We start from the raw sequence: 18,782 nt of genomic DNA, 5'->3' as shown, positions 1-18,782 counted from the left end.
TGCCTGAACCGGGAGGGAGCGTGGGAAGCCGGCAGAACTTGCTCGTCGCCCAGGCCGGCGGCGCGACAGCGGTCATCAACAGCAGCCTGGTCGGCGTCGTCGAGGCAGCGCGCGAGAGTGGCCGCTTCCAGGCGATCATCGGCGCCCGGCGCGGTATCGAAGGCGTGCTGCGGCAGGACTTCGTCGATCTCGGCGCCCAGCCGCGCGAGCTGCTGCAGCGGGTGGCGCGTACCCCCTCAGCCGCGCTGGGCGTCACTCGCCTGCGCCTCTCCAGCGAGACGACTCAGCTCGCCCTCGAGATCCTCGCTCGGTACGAGGTCGGTGCCTTCGTCTACATCGGCGGCAACGACTCGGCGGAGACAGCGCTGCGCCTCGCGTCGGCCGCCCGGCGCGCGGGCCAACCGCTCCAGGTCGTCGTCGTGCCGAAGACGATCGACAACGACCTGACCGCGACCGACCATTGCCCTGGCTACGGCTCGATCGCCCGATTTCTAGCCCTGGCGACCCGCGACGCCGGGCTCGACACCGAGGCCACGGCCGGGCTCTACCCGGTCAAGCTCATCGAGGTTATGGGCCGCAACGCCGGGTGGGTCGCCGCCTCTACCGCGCTCGCCCAGGTCGCCTCCGAAGACGCACCCCACCTGATCTTCTTCCCCGAGCGGCCGCCGGCCAGCCTAGACGCCTTCCTCGAGGAGATCGCGTCCGCCTACGATCGGTTCGGACACGTGGTCGCGGTCGTGCCGGAGACGCTGCGGGACGCCCAGGGGCGGCCGCTAGGCGGCGAGCAGGCACAGTGGGTCGACCCGTTCGGCCACCCCTATTACCCCGGGCCAGCTCCGGTTCTGGCCCAGGCGATCGAGCGCCGGCTGCGACTCCGCGCGCGCTACGATAAGCCAGGCACGATCGCCCGCATGTTCATGTCCTGCACCTCGCCGGTGGACTGGCAAGAGGCGTACGAGGCCGGCACGAAGGCGGTCGCGCTCCTGTGCGAGGGCGCTTCGGACGTGATGGTGTCGCTGGAGCGTGTCTCCGACGAGCCGTACGAGGTGCGCTTCGGCGCGGTGCCGCTGGCGGCGGTCGCGAACCGGGAGCGCGCGCTGCCAGACGAGTTCATCGGCCCGGACGGGCGGTCGGTAAGCGCGGCATTCCGCCGCTACGCTCTGCCGCTGGTCGGGGATCCGTTCCCGCCGTACGCGAGGCTGCAGGATCTGCCCTTCCGGCCTCAGAGCACCACGTAGCCCTCGGCATCGCGGTCGGTCAGGCGCTGGGCATAGCGTTCGAGGTCGGGCAAGCGCGGCAGCAAGTGGCCGAACAGGAGCTGGTTGAAGCGGTTATGCGCCTCCCGAGAAGACCAGCGTTCGACCCACACGTAGCGCCTATCCTCATCGAGGCGCACCAGCTCCGAGGAGAGGCAACCGTCGGACTGCCTCGCCTCCTCGACCAGGACACGGAAGGCGCGCTCGAAGACGTGTTGCATCCCTTCTTCCACCTCGAAGAAGCTCAGATCGACGAACATGCCCGCTCCCCGCTCACTGCCTTGCGGCCGACCGCCTCGCTGCCGGCTTCCTCCGGCGCCACGACTGCGCAATCGCTGTGCCCGACCCACAAGTCTACGGATCGGGCCGGCCTGTTGACCGCTGGTGCTATAATGCCACCGATGACCCCTCCGCTGGTTTGGGCCGCCCCCTCCCTTTCCCGGTCTCGAGCACGCGCGGGTGGCACTCTGGATGCCCGACCACGAGGGGAATACGATATCGGGAACGGTGCGCGCCTACAGCCTGCCTCGCGAACGGCGCAGGGCAGGCACTGAGCGAGGGAGTTGGGGACAGAGGCAGATGGCCGAACGCCTGGTGATCGGCGTGCTCGGCGGCATGGGGCCGCTAGCGACGGTCGACCTCTACCGCAAGATCATCGAGACCACACCGGCGGCCCGGGATCAGGAGCACTTGCACGTGATCATCGACGCCGATCCGTCGGTGCCGGATCGGACGGAGGCACTCCTGTACGGGGGGCCAGACCCTACTCCCTGGCTGATCGCCGGTGCGCGCCGCTTGGCCGGCGCCGGGGCGTCCTTCATCGTCGTGCCATGCAACACGGCGCACGCCTTCCTGCCCCAGGTGCAGGCTGCGGTGGAGGTGCCGTTCCTGAACATGATCGATGAGACTGCTGATCGGCTAGCAGAGATGCTGCCAGCCGGGTCCACGATCGGGATCCTGGCGACTGCCGGCACCGTGGCTTCTGGGCTCTACTATCGGGCCCTCGCCGAGCGCGGCCTGCGAGCTATTGCCCCGCCTGGCGACGAGCAAACGCTAGTCTCGGCGGCGATCGCGGCTGTCAAGGCCGGACAGGTCGAAAGGGCGACCAGTGAGCTTGTCCTCGGGCCCGCGCTCGGTCTGGTGCGGAGCGGCGCGCAGGCAGTGGTAGCCGCGTGTACCGAGCTGCCGCTCATCCTGCGCACTGGCGACCTGCCGGTACCGCTGGTCGATCCTACCCGGGTACTGGCCGAAGCCGCTGTGGCCGTCGCCCTGGGGCAGCGCCCGCTGCCGGCGACGCCGTCGAAAGGGCTGGCCTATCGACATGCAGAGTGACCGAGACGCCGACCGAGCTGAGCTTCTGGAGCGTCTTCGCCGCTTCCCGGACCGGGTCGCGAACCTGGTCGAGGACCTCTCGGTCGAGACCCTGCGCAAAGCTGGGTGTGGCGGGCAGTGGGGCGCCGTCGAGATCCTCGCCTACTTGCGCGACTTCGACGCCGAGACCTTGCAGCGCCTGGAGCGAATCTTGACCGAAGACGAGCCTGAGATCAGCGAGTTCGACCCCGATCTGGTCGCCATCGAGCGCGGCTATGCGCGCGAGGAGCCGTTCGAGGCATTGGCAGCGTTCCGCGAGCTGCGGCAGGAGCTGGTGCACCGGCTGAGCCAGCTCAGCGAGGAGCAATGGCAGCGGACCGCCCGGCATCCGGAGTTCGGTCAGATCACTTTGGCCGAGCTGATCGCGCGGCTGGCCGAATACGACCAGGAAGCTTACCAGCGCCTCCGCGACGTGCTCCTCTGACGCCACGGTCAAGCTTTCCCCGGCACTCGAGCAGCCCTGGATTCAGTACGCTGGAGATCCGGACGGGAGCGCGCGTGCCTGGAACTGCGCTTTCACCCCATGCCGAGAGCCGCCTCCAGCACGGTGCTGGGACTCGCCAGCCAGTGCTGCTGGCTGCGCTGCTCGTCATCTCGCTCGCGTTCGCCGCCGGAACGCGAGCGAACGGCGGGCAGGTGCGCATCGCGGCCGAGCCCGTCGGGCCGTACGAGGTGACCGTGTTCACCAGCCCGGAACCGCTCCGAGCCGGCGAGCTCGATGTCAGCGTCCTTCTCCAGCGGCCTGACTCACCGCAGATCGTCGAGGGTGCCCGGATCGAGGTCGTCGTCACAACGGCTGGAGGAGAGACGGTGGGGCGCTTTCCGGCGACTCATGAGCAGGCCACGAACAAGCTCTACTACGCGGCCAAATTCCCGCTCGAGCAGCCTGGGCTCTACCGGATCACTGTCGAGATCGACGGCCCGGAAGGCGACGGTACGGTAGGCTTTGAAGCGACCGTGGAGCCGGCCGCTGGCTCAGCCTGGTGGCGCTCGTGGTGGCTCTGGGGCATGCTGGCACTGCTCCAGTTGCCCCTCATTTGGTGGCTCTTCAGCGAGCGGAGCGCCCCACGGCGAGGACGGTGGACGGCCTCAGCGAGCCGCAGTCAGGGACCGGAGGGAGTTGGAGAGGGCCGATGAACCGGACGGCAGTGCCGATCCTGACGAGACGAACTTTGTGGCTGCTCGTGATCAGCGCCGCGGTGCTCACGCTCACCTCGCTCGGGCTAGCGACCGCGCTCTGGTGGCTCGAGGAGACACGGACGGACAGTCGCCAGGAAGGTGTCGTCGAGCTCGATGCCCGGCCAGCACCCGACTTCACGCTCGTCGACCAGGACGAGCATCCGGTCCAGCTCTCGGCGCTGCGTGGTAAGGTAGTCGTCCTCACCTTCCTCTACACGAGCTGCCCGGATATCTGCCCGCTCACCGCCCAGAAGCTGGCAACGGCGTACGACCAGTTGGAACCCGGCCAGCAGCGCGAGGTCGCCATCCTGGCTGTGACTGTGGACCCGGAGCAGGACACGCCAGCCCGGCTGCGACAGTACCTGGACGCCAACGGCCTGAGCGGCAAGCTGGCGTTCCTGACCGGCGACCGGTCGACGCTGGAGCAGGTCTGGTCGGCTTACGGAATCGGTGTGATGAAGCAACCCCTAGCGAGCAACCCGAAGGCGTACACCGTCGGGCACACCACGGTCACCTACGTGATCGACAAGGAGGGATACCAGCGCGTGCTCCTGCACGACGAGGCGATCGTCCCGCTGAACCTGGCGCGTCGCCTGGCCGAACTGATCGAGGAGTGAGGCAAGAGCGGGTACCGGCTTGCTGGCGCCGGTACCCGCTCTATCTACAGACTCGACCGCGGATCACACGCCGATCTCGCTCGCGAACTCGTTCTCGGCCTCGGTCAACGCCTCGTCGATGATCTCGACGATCCGGTCGATCTCCTGGTGAGTGACCACGAGCGGCGGCGCGACATGGACGATCTCCCAGACGCGGGTGAGCAGTCCCTTCTCGTTCATTCGTCGCTCGAGCGTCTTGATGAAGGCGGAGTTGCGCGGCCACTTTTCTTTGGTGGCCTTGTTCTTGACCATCTCGAGGCCGCACATCAGCCCCAGGCCCCGGACGTCGCCGACCGTCGGATGGTGCAAGAGCTCGCGGAGCTGCTTGAGCAGGTACTCGCCCTTCTCGGCGCTCTGCTGCACCAGGTTCTCTCGCTGGAAGATCTCCAGATTCTTCAGCGCCGCAGCCGCGGCCACCGCATGCCCGCCGAAGGTGAGCAGGTGCCCGAGCGGCACGTCCTTCTGCTCGCGGAAAATCTCGAAGACCTTCTCACTGACCGCAACCGCGCCCATCGGGGCATACCCGGACGTCAGCCCCTTCGCCATCGTCATCAGGTCCGGCACGACCCCGAAGTGCTCGGCGGCGAACATCTTGCCCGTGCGGCCGAATCCGTTGATGACCTCGTCCATGATCAGCAGCACGCCGTACTTGTCGCAGATCTCGCGGAGGCGCTGCCAGTACTTGGGCGAGGGCACGTGCACGCCGTTCGAGGTGGAGATCGGCTCACCGATCACCGCCGCGACCGTCTCTGGATCCTGGTACTGGATCTCCTGCTCGACGTAGTTGGCGCACATGATGTCGCCCTCTTCGCCCTCGAGACCGAAGTCGTTGCGATAGCGGTTGGGCGAGGGCACGTGCAGCACGCCGTACATGAACGGCCCGAAGAACTTCTCGCTGCGTGACTGGGTCAGGCTCATGGCGCCGTAGGTCATACCGTGATAGCTGCCCCGGCGAGCGATAATCTTGTACCGCTTGGGGAACCCCCGCATCGCCTGAACCTGCTTGGCAATCTTGATGGCACTCTCGACCGCCTCCGAGCCGCCGGAGCAGAAGAAGATCCGGTTCAGATCTCCGGGCGTGAGGCTGGCTAGCACGTTGGCGAGCTGAACCGTCGGTACCGTCGTGTGGTTCGCTGCCGAGACGTAGGCGATGCGGGCGGCCTGGTCGGCCATCGCCTGGGCGATCTCCTGGCGGCCATGCCCGGCATTGACCACCCAGAGTCCAGACAAACCATCGATGTACTCTCGCCCGTTGACATCGACCAGCGTGCTTCCGAAGGCCCGCTCGAAGACGCGGAACCCTCGCTCCTCGGCGAGACGAACCCACTCGGCCGAGTGGATCCAGACATGCTCGAGCGCCTCCTGCTCCAGCTCGGGAGCCGGGAGTTTACTCGCACCGACAGTCTCGACCGTACCATCCATCGGGCACCCCCCGTAACGACCGCGACGACGCCAGGTTGAGACCGTGCCGGGCATCGCCGCCGCTCGGACTCCGACAGGTGCAGTGCAGCACCGCTGCGCCGGGAGAGCGGGACTCACTGTACCCCTGAAGCGAAGTCTCACATGGATCAGCCGGACAGGCAAGTGCCAGAGTCGACCGGTTCCGCTTCGGCCATGAGACGACGGTCTCAGTGCCGATCGAAGCGACACCGCCTCCCGGCAAGACGCTTGTCGGCCTTCTGACTCGATGATACCCTGCCGGCCGGCAGTCGACGAGAACGGCGAGGGAGGGAAAGCGGCGATGGCGGTAGCATTTGCAGAGCTGGCCCGCGAGTTCGACGGCGTGCTCGGCGTCGCGGCCAGGCGTCTGGATACTGGCGAGGAGCTTGCCTTCAACGCCGACGAGGTCTTTCCTACCGCGTCGGCGTTCAAGACTGTCCTCCTGTACGTCCTCTACCGCCAGGCTGACGCCGGGCACATCGATCTGGCGCAGCGGCTCACCCTCCGCGCGGAGCAGCGGGTACCTGGCTCGGGCGTGCTCCAGGACCTCGAGCCCGGCGCGACGCTCACGCTCAAGGACATCGCCACGCTGATGATCACCGTCAGCGACAATATGGCCACCGACCTGATCTACGACCTGGTCGGCCGAGCGGCGGTGGCCGAGACGCTGCGCGAGCTAGGCATGAGCCACACTTCGCTGCCGCTCGACACCTGGGAGATCCTCGCCGGGCTGCACGATCTCGACCCGGACGACCCGTCGCTGACCTACGAGACACTCAAGGCACGGCTCGCCTCGCGCCTAGCCCCGCTCGACTGCCGGGCTGCGCGCGAGACGCCGGACAACAACGTCACCACGCCGCGCGACATGGTGCGCCTCTACGAGGCGATCGAGCGAGGCGAGGGGCTGAGCCCCGCCGCGCGCGACGCCGTCCTGGATATCCTCAAGCGCCAGAAATTCCGCGAGCGCATTCCGGCACTACTGCCGTTCGGCGTCCAGGTCGCGCACAAGACCGGCTCGATTCGCGGCGTCCGCAACGATGCTGGGCTGGTCTACGCCGGCGACATCGTCTATGCCGTGGCGCTGTTTACCAAGCGCGCCCGCAATGGCTATGCGGCAACGCAGCTCCTGGCCAGGGCTTCGCTCGCCGTCTACGAGCATTTCGCCGGCCCGGTCGGTGAGATCGAGAACTAGCCGGCTCCGGCGCACCGGACCAGAGCACCTCCGGCCAGGGCATTGCCGGAATACCCTCTACTGCCGTACTCTTCCGCAGACCCCTGCCGGGGGATAGATCCGCGCGACACGCCGGACACTATGGGGAACCAGCAAGATGACGAGCCCGTTCAGGCCGTCAGGCCGTGGCACCGGTCGGGCGGGGTGGCTCAGGCTCGTGCTCGGGGCCATCGAGCCCTGGTGGATGATCGTCCTCGCCGCCACCGCCATGACGCTCGGGCTGCAGGCTACGCGCGTCTTCGTCGCCGACCTGGTGTTCGTGGTCGATCAGAGCCGGCGCACCGCGCTCGCGCTCTACAGCGTCGGCGTCTTCTTCACTCCGGCGCTGGCCGGGCTCATGGCCCAGGCACTCGGCAGCCGGCGACTCCTGCTCCTCAGCGCCCTCGGGCTCTGGCTCAGCCGCCTGGCGTTGCAAGTGACGGAGGACCCACCGCTGCGGGTGCTCCTCGGCGCGATCGGGCTGGCCGGCTGGGGCTGGCTGCTCGTCGGCCTGCTGAGCCTGGATCGACGCTCGGCGGGGCTCGGACTGCTGGCCGGCTGCGCGCTCGACCTGGCAGTGCGGACGGCTGCGTTAACGATCGACCTCCCGTGGACGCCGGGGCCGGCAGCGCACCTCGCGACTGCTCTCCTGATCGGCGCGGGGGCACTGTCACTGCTGGCGGCACGGTGGGAAGAAGACGAGATCGTCGCGCTTCCGGGCACCCGGGCGATCCTGGTCGGGCCGTTCCTGGCCTTGTTCCACCTGGCGCTCGGAAACCTGGGGCTGGCTCAGGTACAGGCCGGGCTCCGCCTGCCGGCGGGAGCCCTCGTACTCGGGCTCGGCCTGGCCGGCGGCATGGCACTCGGCCGGCTCGTGGCCCGCCACTGGGTCGGCTGGGTGCCGGGGACGGTGGCCAGCGGGCTCGGGCTCTGGCTCGTGTGGCACGGGTCGAGATGGGCGGCCCTCGGGCTCCTGCTCAGCGCGGCCGGGAGCGCCGCACTGCTCGCGGGCGTGCTCCTGAGCGGCCGGGTCGACCGCGAGCGGGGAAGCATCGGCCGGGTCGCGTTGGGGTTCGCCGTAGGCTTGCTGATCCAGGTGGGCCTGCTCTTCGGCTACTACACCGCGACCGGCAGCGGGGTCTACCTCGGCGCGGCCTGGCTGCTGACGAGCCTCGGGGCGACCGTGTGGTGGCCGAGCCGCGAGCCGGCAAGCGAGCGCGTCCCGGTCTACCCCGCTGCACTGGCCGCTGGAGCGCTGGTCGCGCTCGCCGCTGGCTGGCAGGAACTACGCTCGCCGGCGCCACTCTCGGCTGCCCCGCTGTCAAGCCAGATCACTGTGATGACCTACAATATCCAGTCAGGCTTCGCGCGCGACAACCGCTGGAGCCTGGAGGAGATCGCTCGCACCATCGAGTCGGCCCAGCCTGACATCGTCGTGCTCCAAGAGGTCAGCCGCGGCTGGCTGGTAACGAACGGGGCCGACAACCTTCTCTGGCTCAGTCACCGGCTGGGCATGTGGCCGACCTGGGGGCCGGCTTCCGCCGACGGGCTCTGGGGCAACGCGATCCTGACCCGGAGCCCGGTCACCGCCCAGGAGCTGTGGCGCTTCTCGCAGACACAGAACCTGCGGCGCTCGGCGCTCGCGGTGCGCGTCGAGGCCGGGGGCGGCTCGCTCTGGGTCATCGGCACGCACCTGGACGACCCGAGGGGGGCTGGGGCAGTGCGGCTCGCGCAGGTCGAAGAGCTGGTCGACTTCTGGGCAGGCCGCGTCCCGGTCGTGATCGCTGGCGATCTGAACGCCGAACCGGAGGACGCGGTGATCGCCCGGCTGCTGGAAGCAGGACTGGTCGATAGCGGCGCCAGCCTGAGCCCCGAGGCGACGACCTCGGAAGACGGCCGGCGGATCGACTACCTGCTCGTCTCGCCGGAGGTCACCGTGCTGGAAACGCGCGTCCTCGACCGCTGGTCGTCGGATCACCGGCCAGTGGTCGCTACCCTACGCATGCCCTGGGCCGAGTAGTCTGGATTCAGGAAGGGGAGGTGCACGATGGACGAGCGCCAGCGAGCGGTCTGCGCCGCGGTAGATGCGCTAGCCAGTGAGATGGTCGAGACCCTCCAAGCGTTCATCCGGGTTCCCACGGTGAACCCGCCAGGTGAAGCCTACGAGGACTTCGTGGCGCTGGCGAAGGGGCTACTCGATGGACTGGGCTACGCCACCGAGGTCGTCCGAGTGCCGGACGAGCTGCTACCGACCCTCGCGCCGCTCGGCGAGGGACTGCCGCGGCCGAACTTGCTGGCCCGGCTCGCAGGCCCGGCTGGCCCCGGCTTCCGTCTCCACATCAACGGCCACTACGACGTCGTCCCCGCTGGGCACGATTGGACGCGCGACCCGTTCGGCGGCGAGCTCATCGACGGGCGCATCTATGGCCGCGGCGCGTGCGACATGAAGAGCGGGCTGGTCGCCCAGATATACGCGGTCGAAGCCTTGCGCCGGGCCGGCGTTGACTGGGCTGGTGAGGTGACCCACAGCTTCGTGCCGGACGAGGAGACGGTGGGCAACCGGAATGCCGGCACCGGGTTCCTGGTCGAGCAGGGAGTGATCAGCCGCGAGAACACCGACGGCGTGATCATCACCGAGCCGTTCGGGCTGGACGGCATCGGCGTGGGGCACAAGGGCGCGCTCTGGGGCGCGTTCACGCTCTATGGCCGGCAGGCCCACGGCAGCGCCCCGCACCTGGGGGTGAACGCGGTCGAACTGGCGGCACGCTTCCTCTGCCGGGCCGAGTCGGAACTGAAACCGCAGCTCCGCCAGCGCCGCACCGACCTCCTGCTCGCGACGCCAGGCACTGAGACGGCGACGCTCTCGTTCGACACGATCGAGGGTGGAGTTGCCACCAACGTGATCCCCGACCGCTGCACCGTCACCTTCAACCGCCGGCTGGTGCCGCCGGAGACGCTCGATCAGGCCCGGCAGGAACTCTTCGACCTCCTGGAGGCTCTGCGCGTTGAGGAGCCGCGACTGCGCTGGAGCTACGAGGAGCGCTACGCCACGCCGCCGACGCTGGTGGACGAGCAGCAGCCGCTGGCTCAGGCCGCTGCTCGGGCAATCCGGGAGATGGGCATGACCCCGCGGGTCATGATCTCGGCCGGCAGCCACGACCAGCGTTTCGTGGTGCATGGGGCCGGGATTACGAACAGCATCCTCTATGGCCCGGCGTCGAACGACACCTCGCACCAGTCGGACGAGTACATTACCGTGGAAGAGCTGGTGACCGGGACGAAGGTGCTGGCGCTGATCCTGCTCGAGGTGCTACAACCGGCACGAGCGAGCGGCTGACCTCGGCCTGCCACGAGTCGAGCGCCGGCTGGAAGCGCGTGGACGCACCGGGGCGGGTGCAGATGCTGTGGATCGGCACCTCGGGCTGGTCGTACCGGCACTGGCTCGGGCGGTTCTACCCGCCTGATCTCGCGCCGAGCCAGTGGTTCGCCTACTACGTCCAGCACTTCCCGACCGTGGAGATCAACGCCAGCTTCTACCGCCTGCCCTCGCGGCAACAGTTCGCTCGCTGGGCACAGGTTGCGTCCTCGCGGCCTGGCTTCCGGTTCGCGGTCAAGGCCAGCCGCCTGATCACACACGTCCGGCGCCTGGCGGACGTAGAGGATGAGCTGGGTCACCTGCTGGAGGCAGCCGGTGGGCTCGGGCCGGCGTTGGAGGTGGTGCTCTTCCAACTCCCACCGGGCTTCGAGCGGGATGTGGAGCGGCTACGCGGCTTCCTCGCCCGGTTGCCCGCGCGCCCCCGATTCGCGATCGAGTTCCGCCATCCGAGCTGGTTCGAGCCGGCGGTGCTGGATCTGGTCTCCACGTCCGGCGGCACGGTCGTCGTCGCGCTGGGCGGCCGGTGCCCGGAGCCTGAGGAGCTGCCGTTCACCGGGCCCTTCGGCTACGTGCGGGTACACCACGGCGCGTTCGGAATCGGCCTGACCGACGAGGAGATCGCCGCGTTGGCTGCGCGGTTGGAGCAGCTCGCCGCCAGCGGGCGCGAGGGCCACGTCTACTTCAACAACGATGCCTGGGCGCACGCGGTCGACGACGCCCAGCGCCTGCGCGACCGCCTGGCCAGGCTGGGCGTGCCGCTCGCTTGACCCCACGCATCCCTCGCGTGACAGGTCACACCGCGTCGTCCGGCGCAGCCAGGTGGAGGTACGTGGTCGTGCCGAGCCGCTCACGCACCACCACGGGAATCCGCTCGCTGCCCCGATCGCGTGGGCGCACCAGCTCACGACAGTGCTTAGGCGGCAGCTCGACCGGCTTGCCGAAGATCTCCCGCAGTACCCGACCTTGCACATCTTCCGGCACAGGGAGACCCAAGGCGGTCAAGACCGTCGGGACGATGTCGACAGCCCCCGCCGGGAGCGTGCTTTCGACACCAGACTGGATTCCCTTGCCGAAGAACAGCGCGAACGCGTGCAGATCCCACGGAGAGGCCGCGCCGTGGGTCGACCGGGTCGCGACCTGCTCGGTGAGCGCGAACACTGTACCAGGCAACCCATGCGCGTTCGGCTCGTCGCTCCAGGTCGGGCTGACTGCGAGGACAGGCAGGCGCTCCTCGACCTCGCGGCACAGGCGGTCGCCCCAGACAGCATCGAGCGGCAGAGCGCCCGGAAGCTCCTGGGCATCGTCCGGCGGGGCGAAGACTACGCCTGTCCATGGCTGCTGGTAGAGCCACTCGACGAGCGGACGCAGCTCGCTCGCTCGCGGGCGCCGTGCCCCCGGCCGCAGGAACAGGAAATCACTGCTCGGTACCAGCGATGCTGCGACCTGTTGCACGGCGAGGGGAGCCTGCCGGAGCCCCTCGGCAAGAGAGCGGCCGGTGCGTGGCGTGGAGTGGCCGTGATCGGAGAGCAGCACGACCATAGTATCATCGAGCAGCCCGCGCCCATCGAGCGATTCGATCAGACGACGGATGAGGAGATCCAGCTCGCGCAGCGTGGCGATCACTTCGGGCGCGCCGAGCCCGTAGCGGTGCAGGCTGGCATCGGGCTCGTTGATCCACAGGACGGTGACCGCTACCTCGGGATCTTCGAGAAAGAGGCCGAGCGCGGCGCGCACCACGTACTCTGCGAGCGCCATCTGCGGTCCGGCGGGATCCGGTGGCTCACCGAGCTTTTCACGGAGAGCAACAAGGTCTGGCAGGCCGTAGGTGGTGCGTGGGTTCACCACCCGGTATGGATGCGTCCGCGTCCACAAAATCGTCGAACCGGGCGACGAGCTGGCCGCGATCGCGAGCCGGCGATCCTCGAGCGCCAAGAGCTCGCTTAAGGTCGGCACGAGCACAGCCCGACCTCCGGTCGCCGCATCGAGCGAGGCGAGGTGCTGGTAGTCCGAGGTATCGACGATGTGATCGGAGCTGGCACCCGGCACCAGCATCACGTTGGCCACGATTCCGTGCACGCCGGGGTAGACGCCAGTCGCGAGCGTGGTCACCTGAACGCGAGTGTGGGGTGGATAGGCGGCGTGATAGTCGAGCAGGCGCGTGCCGTGCGCAACCAAGGACGTGAGAAAGGGCATCTGCTCTGGGGTAACGAAGTCCGGACGCAAGCCGTCGAGCGTCACGATCAGGACACGCTGGACTCTTTGCATGAGCGGCTCCTCAGCGTTCAGTCGCCGTTAGAACTTGAGGTTATCGGGACGCAGATCCATGTAGTAGAAGGAGTATGGTGTCCATTCGATCCCCATCCGCACGCCGTAGTGCTCGATCGGGATGTAGAGCACAGTACCGGGAGCCTCATCCTCCCAGATGTCGAGCATCTCCTGGAAGGCCCGGTAGCGGAAGTTCTGGTCGAGCGTTCGGCGCTGCTGGTCACCCAACTCGTTAAAGCGGGGATTCTCTGGCGTCCACCAGTCGCGCTGGGTGGCCTGTTCCTTTCCCCAGCGATTCCAGAAGGCTCCCTCTGGATCAGCCAGATAGTTGGAATTGGACCACGAGCCGACTACCCGCTCCTCTTTCGGCAAATCTGCCCAGTCGATGAGCTGCACCTCGGCGTTGATGCCGACCGCCTTCCACATCTCCACGATAGCCTGAGCAGCTTCAACTCCCAACGTATAGTAGCCAGGCTTGACGTTGTACCGGATAGTCTGGCCGGCATAGCCGGCCTCTGCGAGAAGCGCGCGGGCGCGATCTGGATCGTAGGGCAAGTAGGGACGATCGGGGTTGTAGAGCGGTCCCCAGTCCTCGAACTGGAAACCACGGGTAAGCAGCGCCTGACCGCCCCAGAGGGTATCGACGAGGAGCTTTCGATCAATGGCCAGATTGAGAGCCTGACGGACACGCTTGTCGCGCAGCTCGGGTCGGTTGCAGTTGTAGCGAAGGACGTGGCAGTTCGCGAGTGGTACACTGCGCACTTCGACTCCGGAGATCTGCTGGAGCACCGGCACTTGGTCGGGCGGCACATTCGTGATGATGTCGACCTCGCCGTTGGCCAGGGCAGTGACTCTGGCCTGGATTTCAGGGATCACCCGAAAAATGATGCGCCGTGCCGTCGGGAGCCCACCGAAGTACTCGTCGAAGGCTTCCAGCGTGAGATGATCATCAGGCTGGAATTCGACCAGCCGGTAGGGACCGGTTCCCACCGGGCGCAGGGCGAACCCGTCGAGGCCGACCTCCTCGTAGTAGTCCTTGGGCAGCAGCCAACCACCCCAGGAAGAGATGCGCTTCTCGAAGACCGGATCAGGATAGAGCGTCGTGAACCGAACGGTGTACTCGTCCACGGCCTCGACGCCCTGCACTGTACTGAAGTACGACTTCGCCTCCAGGAGCGCATCCGGAGGGTTATCGAGAAGCCGCTGAAACGTGAACACCACGTCCTGCGCAGTCAGTGGCTGTCCGTGATGGAAGCGAACATCGTCGCGCAGCCGGAACTCGATGGTCAGGTCATCGATGCGCTGCCACTCCCGGGCTACCATCGGGATGAGTTCGAATCCGGTGCCCGCAGTCGTGCCGGAACGAAAGTCACGCTCGATCAGGTAGTCGAACATCGAGTACGTGACACGGGTGCCGACATTGGAGAGTACCTGGTCGGGATCGAGGACTGGCGGCAATCCCTGTACGCCGATGCGCAGTTCAGGCCGATCGGTCGTAGTTGATGGGGAGCCTGACGGGGCAGGCGTGCTGGCCATGCCAGGTGTCGCCGTACTGGCTGACGGAGCGTTTGCACTCGAGGTCGTTTCACCTCCTCCTCCGGCTGAGGTCGCATCATCTGGCTCTGTTGTTCGACAGGCGAGCAGCGCTGGCGACAGCAAGACGCTACCGGCTCCGAGGGCAGCCAGCTTGAGCATATACCGACGGTTGAGCAGGGTTCCCTTCATCACGTCCTCCTTATCGATCCTTCTTTCTCTACGCTCACGAGCATCCTCTATCTCCGGCGGAGTACTGGATCGGTAACGTCGCGTAGCCAGTCTCCGGTCGCGTTCACGACTAGGGTCACGAGCAGCAGCGCAAGCCCTGGGGCAACGGTCGTCCACCAGGCGAGCTGAAGATAGTTGCGTGCGTCGCCCAACATATTTCCCCAGCTTGGAGTCGGCGGCTGGACGCCCAGACCGAGAAAGCTGAGCGACGATTCAAGGAGCAGCAAGCTCGTAAACTGGAGCGTTGCCAGGACGAGAAGCGGCGCGACAATGTTCGGGAGCACATGACGACTGAGGACTCGGGCAGTTGATGCGCCCAGGCTGCGTGCCGCAATGACATACAGCTCTTGGCTGGTTCGCAGGCTCAGCGCGCGGGCGAGTCGCGCATACTGCTCCCAGCCGCTCAGCCCGAGCAGCACAATCAGCACTGGAAGGCCAGTGCCAAAGAGCGTCAGTGCAACCAGCGCAATAGCCAGGAAGGGGATCGAGAGCTGGACATCGACGATGAACATTATTGCGTGATCCAAGACACCACGCCGGAAGCCCGCAAGCAGTCCGAGCATCGATCCCACCACGAGGCTGATCGTGACTCCCAGCGTCGCGAGGCCGAGCGAGACCCGCGCTCCAGCGAGGAGCCTGCTTAGTAGATCGCGGCCAAGCTGATCCGTGCCGAATGGATGCTCCCATGTCCCTCCGAACCCGATTGGTGGCTGCAGTCGCTCGGTAAGGTGCTGCGCGCCTGGCTCAGCGAGCCCGAGCCATGGCTGAGCGACGCCGAGCGCGACGAGCACCGCGAGGAGAGCCCAGCCCAGGATCAGCAGTACGGGGGCCGTACTCCAACGGGTGCGCTGGCGTTGCGCCACAAGGGGCGTCGCCGGACGTTCTCGAGCGACCGGCCGCCTGCGGGTGAGCGATTGAGCCATCACGTTCTCCAACTTCCTCTAATCGGCCAACCGAATTCGAGGATCGATGAATCCATAGAGGAGGTCGATGGCGAGGTTCACAGTCACCACCGAGAGGGCGACCAAAAACACGCCGTATTGCACCACGGGGAAATCTCGTTGCTCCGTTGCTTGAGACAGTAGCCGGCCCATCCCCGGCCAGGCAAAGACGGTCTCAGTTACGACGGCGCCGGCTATCGCGACACTGAGCTGGAGCCCCAGTACCGTCACCAGCGTGAGCGCAGCATTACGACCCAGATGGTCAAGCAAGATCCGGCTGGGAGGTAACCCTTTCGCCTGCGCGGTACGCATATAGTCCTGGTTGATCACATCGAGAACTGCCGAGCGCGAAAAGCGGGCAAGGCTCGTGATCCCATAGGTACTCAAAGTGAACGCAGGGAGAATCAGGCCACGTAAGTCGTGCTGACCCCCACTCGGTAGCCAGCGCAGATGGAAGGCAAAGAGAAGAATCAGAAAGAGTCCGAGAACGAAGTTCGGCAGGCCCTGACCGATCAACGCGACGCTCATCAGCAACCGATCGAGGGTGGTGCCGCGGCGCAGCGCTGCCAGCACGCCCGCCGGAATTCCGAGCACAAGTGCCATCCCAACGGAGACGAGAGCCAGTCGCGCGGTCGCAGGAAGGCGCTCGTGCACCACGACAGTGGCGGCCCGTTGTTCGCGGAGCGACTGGCCGAAGTCACCTTGCAGCACATTGGTCAGATACACGGCGTACTGGACAGGGATCGACCGATCCAAGCCCCAGGCGCGGCGAAGGGCTTCAACCGCTTCCGGGCGTGCCTCAGGCCCCAGAAGTGCAGCAGCCGGATCGCCGGAGAGGCGAAGACCGATGAATACCAGCGTGACCGCGAACCACAGTGTGGCAAGCGCTCGAAGCAATCTCGAGAGAACATATCGGGCCACGATAACCACCTCCATCGAGCCGAGCGAGATCCACGGCCCGGTAAAGACCGTATCCCACGCAGGTTCGTTGCGGATTGCAGAAAGGTGAATTTGATGAGGGCCAGACACTAAGAGAGGTACAGAGAGGCTGACGCATTGCCCCGCCGGGTTAACCCACGCTTCTGTGCTACGATACCGGGCTGAGATTGTTGGGCGAGCGCCAGCTCCGCAGGAGGGCCAACGAGCTCTGGAGCGTAACGACCAGTGGGCCAGGTGATCCCATTCGACGAGCTCGAGAGTCTGGCTTCCCGGCTGCGGGCCGAGGGCAAACGCGTCGTCTTCACGAACGGCCACTTCGACCTGCTGCACGTCGGCCATGCGCGCTACCTCCAGGCCGCCCGCGCGCTCGGCGACGTGCTGGTGGTGGGAGTCAACGACGACGTGTCGACGCGCCGGCGAAAGGGCCCAGGACGGCCGATCGTGCCAGCCGAGGAGCGGGCCGAGCTGCTGGCGGCGCTGGCGTGTGTCGACTACGCGACGATCTTCCCGGGCAACACGGCCGAGGACGCCGTGCGCCGGTTACAGCCAGATATTTACGTCAAGGGAGGCGATTACGCGCTGGACGAGGCCGAGCTGACAGCCGGCAAGCAGCCTTGGCCCGAAGCCGCCATCGTGCGAGCCTACGGTGGCCAGGTGACGACCGTGCCCCTGACGCCCGGCCGCTCGACCTCCGACATCGTCCGGCGCATCCTGGCGATGGCCACGCCGGGATCGGGAGAGCCGTGAGCGCAGCCGACCTCGCTCCCCCCTCCGAGCGCGCGCAGATCGCCCGGGCAGCCGGGATCATCATGGTTGGCGTGATCTTGAGCCGGGTGCTCGGGCTCGCTCGGGAACAGGTGACCGCGTTGCTCTTCGGCACCGGCGACGCGGTGGCTGCCTTCACCATTGCCGACAACGTCCACACGATGCTCTTCGACCTGGTGATCAGCGGCATGATGCAGGCCGCGCTGGTGCCCGTCCTGAGCGCTTACGCGGCGCCGGCGCAGCGTGAGGAGCTGCGCCGAATCGTCGGCGCGCTGCTGATGCTGGCCCTGCTCGTGGTCGGGGGCGTCGTCCTCGTCATGGAGTTGCTCGCCCCCTGGGTTGTCGCCGGCATGACCGCGCTCGGAGGCGGTGAGCAGGCGCGCGGGCCTGAGACGGTCGAGCTGACGATCCGGCTGGTGCGACTCATCCTGCCGGCAGTCCTACTGCTGGCACTCTCCACCATCCTAATGTCGACTCTCTACGCGCTCGAGCGCTTCACCCAGCCCTCGCTCTCGCTGGCTGTGCGCAACGCGGCGATCGTCGCGGCAGCCCTGGCGCTCGGGCGGTCGCTCGGCATTGCCAGCCTGGTGATCGGCATCCTGGCCGGGGCGGGCCTGCTGGCCCTGATCCAGCTCAGCGGGCTGCGCGACGTCCTGCCGCGCCTCAATTTCGGCTTCGGCCACCCGGCGATCCGCCGCGTCTTGCTCCTCTATCTGCCGATCTTTCTCGGCCTGTTTGCCAATACGGTGGCGCTGGTGATCGACCGCAACCTAGCCTGGGGCGTCGACGAGCACGCGCTGGGAGCGATGCGCTACGCGACCGCGCTCAACCAGATGATCCTGGGGCTGGTGGCAGCCGCGACCTCGCTGGCAGCGCTACCGACACTCTCCCGCCACTTCGCTGACGGAAACGAGAACGCCTACCAGCGCACGCTCGCCACCGGGCTCAAGCTGGTGACGGTCATGGTCGTCCCGGCGACGCTCGGGCTGGCCGCCATCGGCTGGCCGGCGGTCGCCCTGCTCTTCTACCACGGGGCCACCGACCTGGAGGGCGCGCGGGCCATCTGGATCGCGCTGCTGGGCTACCTGCCCGGCACCTTCTTCGCCGCGTTCGACCAGGTGCTGATCTTCGCCTACTACGCTCGCCAGAACACCCGGACGCCGGTGCTGGTCGGCGTGTTCTCGGTGGTCGTCTACTTCGTCGTTGCGCTCAGCCTCGTGCGTCCGCTCGGCATGCTAGGGCTGGTGCTGGGGAACTCGGCCCAGTTCATCGTGCACGCGCTGGTGATGTGGCTACTGCTCCGCCGGGCGCTGGGCCGGGTGGGTGACAGCACCGTCGGACCGACGCTCCGGTCGGCGCTGCTGGCCGGCGGCGCGATGGCGCTGATCGTGCTGCTGATCACCCAGGGGCTGGTCGGGATCCGGCCGCCCGAGGAGGCGGGCCTGAGCTGGCGGCTGCTCCAGGTGGCGATCCCGGTGGCCGGCGGCGCCGCGGTCTACTGGGCCGGGTTGCGGCTGCTCGGCGTGGAGGAGGCCCGGCTGCTCTGGCAGGCCGCGCGGGCCCGCGCGGCGCTGCTCCTGGCGGTTGCCGGGCGCCAGCCGCGGTGAAGGCCGTCCCGGC

At 67.3% G+C, this 18,782-nt stretch carries 17 protein-coding genes; 11 read left to right on the top strand and 6 right to left on the bottom strand.

Annotated features, from left to right (window positions below; all coding sequences use genetic code 11):
* The first annotated feature begins 20 nt into the window (after nucleotides 1-20).
* The gene (locus tag NET02_RS06165; RefSeq protein ID WP_284056508.1) at nucleotides 21-1,238 is read left to right on the top strand and encodes a diphosphate--fructose-6-phosphate 1-phosphotransferase; all 1,218 of its coding nucleotides are present in this window, start codon (nucleotides 21-23) and stop codon (nucleotides 1,236-1,238) included.
* On the opposite strand, the gene NET02_RS06160 is transcribed toward NET02_RS06165, so the two are convergent.
* Entirely contained in the window at nucleotides 1,223-1,516 is a 294-nt protein-coding gene (locus NET02_RS06160; protein WP_284056507.1) for an antibiotic biosynthesis monooxygenase family protein, read from the bottom strand. The genes NET02_RS06165 and NET02_RS06160 overlap by 16 nt on opposite strands.
* Nucleotides 1,517-1,835: 319 nt before the next feature.
* Between NET02_RS06160 and cuyB the strand changes: the two genes are divergently transcribed.
* The 4 genes from cuyB to NET02_RS06140 all read left to right on the top strand — a co-directional run bounded on the left by cuyB (nucleotide 1,836) and on the right by NET02_RS06140 (nucleotide 4,423).
* A complete protein-coding gene (gene cuyB / locus NET02_RS06155; RefSeq protein ID WP_284056506.1) occupies nucleotides 1,836-2,588 on the top strand; it encodes a cysteate racemase in 753 nt (250 codons plus the stop codon).
* Nucleotides 2,578-3,051, top strand: coding sequence for a DinB family protein (locus NET02_RS06150; protein ID WP_284056505.1), 474 nt, complete (start codon nucleotides 2,578-2,580; stop codon nucleotides 3,049-3,051). Before cuyB ends, NET02_RS06150 begins: the two co-directional genes overlap by 11 nt.
* A gap of 74 nt (nucleotides 3,052-3,125) precedes the next feature.
* Nucleotides 3,126-3,764 carry a hypothetical protein gene (locus NET02_RS06145; protein WP_284056504.1) on the top strand — a complete coding sequence of 213 codons (639 nt, stop codon included), beginning with the start codon at nucleotides 3,126-3,128 and terminating at the stop codon, nucleotides 3,762-3,764.
* Entirely contained in the window at nucleotides 3,761-4,423 is a 663-nt protein-coding gene (locus tag NET02_RS06140) for an SCO family protein (RefSeq protein ID WP_284056503.1), read from the top strand. Before NET02_RS06145 ends, NET02_RS06140 begins: the two co-directional genes overlap by 4 nt.
* Before the next feature lie 63 nt (nucleotides 4,424-4,486).
* Here the strand turns inward: NET02_RS06140 and NET02_RS06135 are convergent, their stop codons facing one another.
* The gene (locus NET02_RS06135) at nucleotides 4,487-5,884 is read right to left on the bottom strand and encodes an aminotransferase family protein (RefSeq protein WP_284056502.1); all 1,398 of its coding nucleotides are present in this window, start codon (nucleotides 5,882-5,884) and stop codon (nucleotides 4,487-4,489) included.
* 319 nt (nucleotides 5,885-6,203) lie between these two features.
* On the opposite strand from NET02_RS06135, the gene NET02_RS06130 reads away from it, so the two are divergent.
* From NET02_RS06130 to NET02_RS06115, 4 genes are all read left to right on the top strand, one after another.
* Nucleotides 6,204-7,094 (top strand): serine hydrolase, encoded by an 891-nt coding sequence (locus NET02_RS06130; RefSeq protein WP_284056501.1) that lies wholly within the window; start codon nucleotides 6,204-6,206, stop codon nucleotides 7,092-7,094.
* 136 nt (nucleotides 7,095-7,230) lie between these two features.
* Nucleotides 7,231-9,132 (top strand): endonuclease/exonuclease/phosphatase family protein, encoded by a 1,902-nt coding sequence (locus NET02_RS06125; protein WP_284056500.1) that lies wholly within the window; start codon nucleotides 7,231-7,233, stop codon nucleotides 9,130-9,132.
* Between the two features lie 27 nt (nucleotides 9,133-9,159).
* Nucleotides 9,160-10,449, top strand: coding sequence for a M20 family metallopeptidase (locus NET02_RS06120; protein WP_284056499.1), 1,290 nt, complete (start codon nucleotides 9,160-9,162; stop codon nucleotides 10,447-10,449).
* Nucleotides 10,450-10,511: 62 nt separating this feature from the next.
* Nucleotides 10,512-11,255 carry a DUF72 domain-containing protein gene (locus NET02_RS06115; RefSeq protein WP_284056498.1) on the top strand — a complete coding sequence of 248 codons (744 nt, stop codon included), beginning with the start codon at nucleotides 10,512-10,514 and terminating at the stop codon, nucleotides 11,253-11,255.
* A 25-nt stretch (nucleotides 11,256-11,280) separates the two neighbouring features.
* Here NET02_RS06115 and NET02_RS06110 read toward each other — a convergent pair whose 3' ends face one another.
* The 4 genes from NET02_RS06110 to NET02_RS06095 form a co-directional block, all read right to left on the bottom strand.
* Nucleotides 11,281-12,753 (bottom strand): alkaline phosphatase family protein, encoded by a 1,473-nt coding sequence (locus NET02_RS06110; RefSeq protein WP_284056497.1) that lies wholly within the window; start codon nucleotides 12,751-12,753, stop codon nucleotides 11,281-11,283.
* 27 nt (nucleotides 12,754-12,780) lie between these two features.
* Complete coding sequence (locus tag NET02_RS06105) at nucleotides 12,781-14,289, bottom strand: ABC transporter substrate-binding protein (RefSeq protein ID WP_284056496.1); 1,509 nt, start codon at nucleotides 14,287-14,289, stop codon at nucleotides 12,781-12,783.
* A 236-nt stretch (nucleotides 14,290-14,525) separates the two neighbouring features.
* A complete protein-coding gene (locus tag NET02_RS06100) occupies nucleotides 14,526-15,440 on the bottom strand; it encodes an ABC transporter permease (RefSeq protein WP_284056495.1) in 915 nt (304 codons plus the stop codon).
* Between the two features lie 18 nt (nucleotides 15,441-15,458).
* Nucleotides 15,459-16,394, bottom strand: coding sequence for an ABC transporter permease (locus NET02_RS06095; RefSeq protein WP_284056494.1), 936 nt, complete (start codon nucleotides 16,392-16,394; stop codon nucleotides 15,459-15,461).
* A gap of 228 nt (nucleotides 16,395-16,622) precedes the next feature.
* On the opposite strand from NET02_RS06095, the gene NET02_RS06090 reads away from it, so the two are divergent.
* On the top strand, nucleotides 16,623-17,144 hold the full coding sequence (locus tag NET02_RS06090) for an adenylyltransferase/cytidyltransferase family protein (RefSeq protein ID WP_284056493.1): 522 nt from the start codon (nucleotides 16,623-16,625) through the stop codon (nucleotides 17,142-17,144).
* A complete protein-coding gene (gene murJ / locus NET02_RS06085; protein WP_284056492.1) occupies nucleotides 17,141-18,769 on the top strand; it encodes a murein biosynthesis integral membrane protein MurJ in 1,629 nt (542 codons plus the stop codon). Before NET02_RS06090 ends, murJ begins: the two co-directional genes overlap by 4 nt.
* Nucleotides 18,770-18,782 lie beyond the last annotated feature (13 nt).

This window comes from Thermalbibacter longus, from assembly GCF_023806485.1.
GTDB classification, from domain to species: domain Bacteria; phylum Chloroflexota; class Chloroflexia; order Thermomicrobiales; family Thermomicrobiaceae; genus Thermalbibacter; species Thermalbibacter longus.
The sequence above is the reverse complement of the archived record's forward strand: the minus strand, read 5'-3'. Positions and strand labels throughout refer to the sequence as shown.

Excerpts from the sequence above, each read along its gene's own strand:
- NET02_RS06135 (WP_284056502.1), bottom strand. The coding sequence starts at position 5,884 with ATGGATGGTACGGTCGAGACTGTCGGTGCGAGTAAACTCCCGGCTCCC.
- NET02_RS06140 (WP_284056503.1), top strand. The coding sequence starts at position 3,761 with ATGAACCGGACGGCAGTGCCGATCCTGACGAGACGAACTTTGTGGCTG.
- NET02_RS06150 (WP_284056505.1), top strand. The coding sequence starts at position 2,578 with ATGCAGAGTGACCGAGACGCCGACCGAGCTGAGCTTCTGGAGCGTCTT.
- NET02_RS06115 (WP_284056498.1), top strand. The coding sequence starts at position 10,512 with ATGCTGTGGATCGGCACCTCGGGCTGGTCGTACCGGCACTGGCTCGGG.
- NET02_RS06120 (WP_284056499.1), top strand. The coding sequence starts at position 9,160 with ATGGACGAGCGCCAGCGAGCGGTCTGCGCCGCGGTAGATGCGCTAGCC.
- NET02_RS06095 (WP_284056494.1), bottom strand. The coding sequence starts at position 16,394 with ATGGAGGTGGTTATCGTGGCCCGATATGTTCTCTCGAGATTGCTTCGA.
- NET02_RS06130 (WP_284056501.1), top strand. The coding sequence starts at position 6,204 with ATGGCGGTAGCATTTGCAGAGCTGGCCCGCGAGTTCGACGGCGTGCTC.
- cuyB (WP_284056506.1), top strand. The coding sequence starts at position 1,836 with ATGGCCGAACGCCTGGTGATCGGCGTGCTCGGCGGCATGGGGCCGCTA.
- NET02_RS06125 (WP_284056500.1), top strand. The coding sequence starts at position 7,231 with ATGACGAGCCCGTTCAGGCCGTCAGGCCGTGGCACCGGTCGGGCGGGG.
- NET02_RS06110 (WP_284056497.1), bottom strand. The coding sequence starts at position 12,753 with ATGCAAAGAGTCCAGCGTGTCCTGATCGTGACGCTCGACGGCTTGCGT.
- NET02_RS06160 (WP_284056507.1), bottom strand. The coding sequence starts at position 1,516 with ATGTTCGTCGATCTGAGCTTCTTCGAGGTGGAAGAAGGGATGCAACAC.
- NET02_RS06105 (WP_284056496.1), bottom strand. The coding sequence starts at position 14,289 with ATGGCCAGCACGCCTGCCCCGTCAGGCTCCCCATCAACTACGACCGAT.
- NET02_RS06100 (WP_284056495.1), bottom strand. The coding sequence starts at position 15,440 with ATGGCTCAATCGCTCACCCGCAGGCGGCCGGTCGCTCGAGAACGTCCG.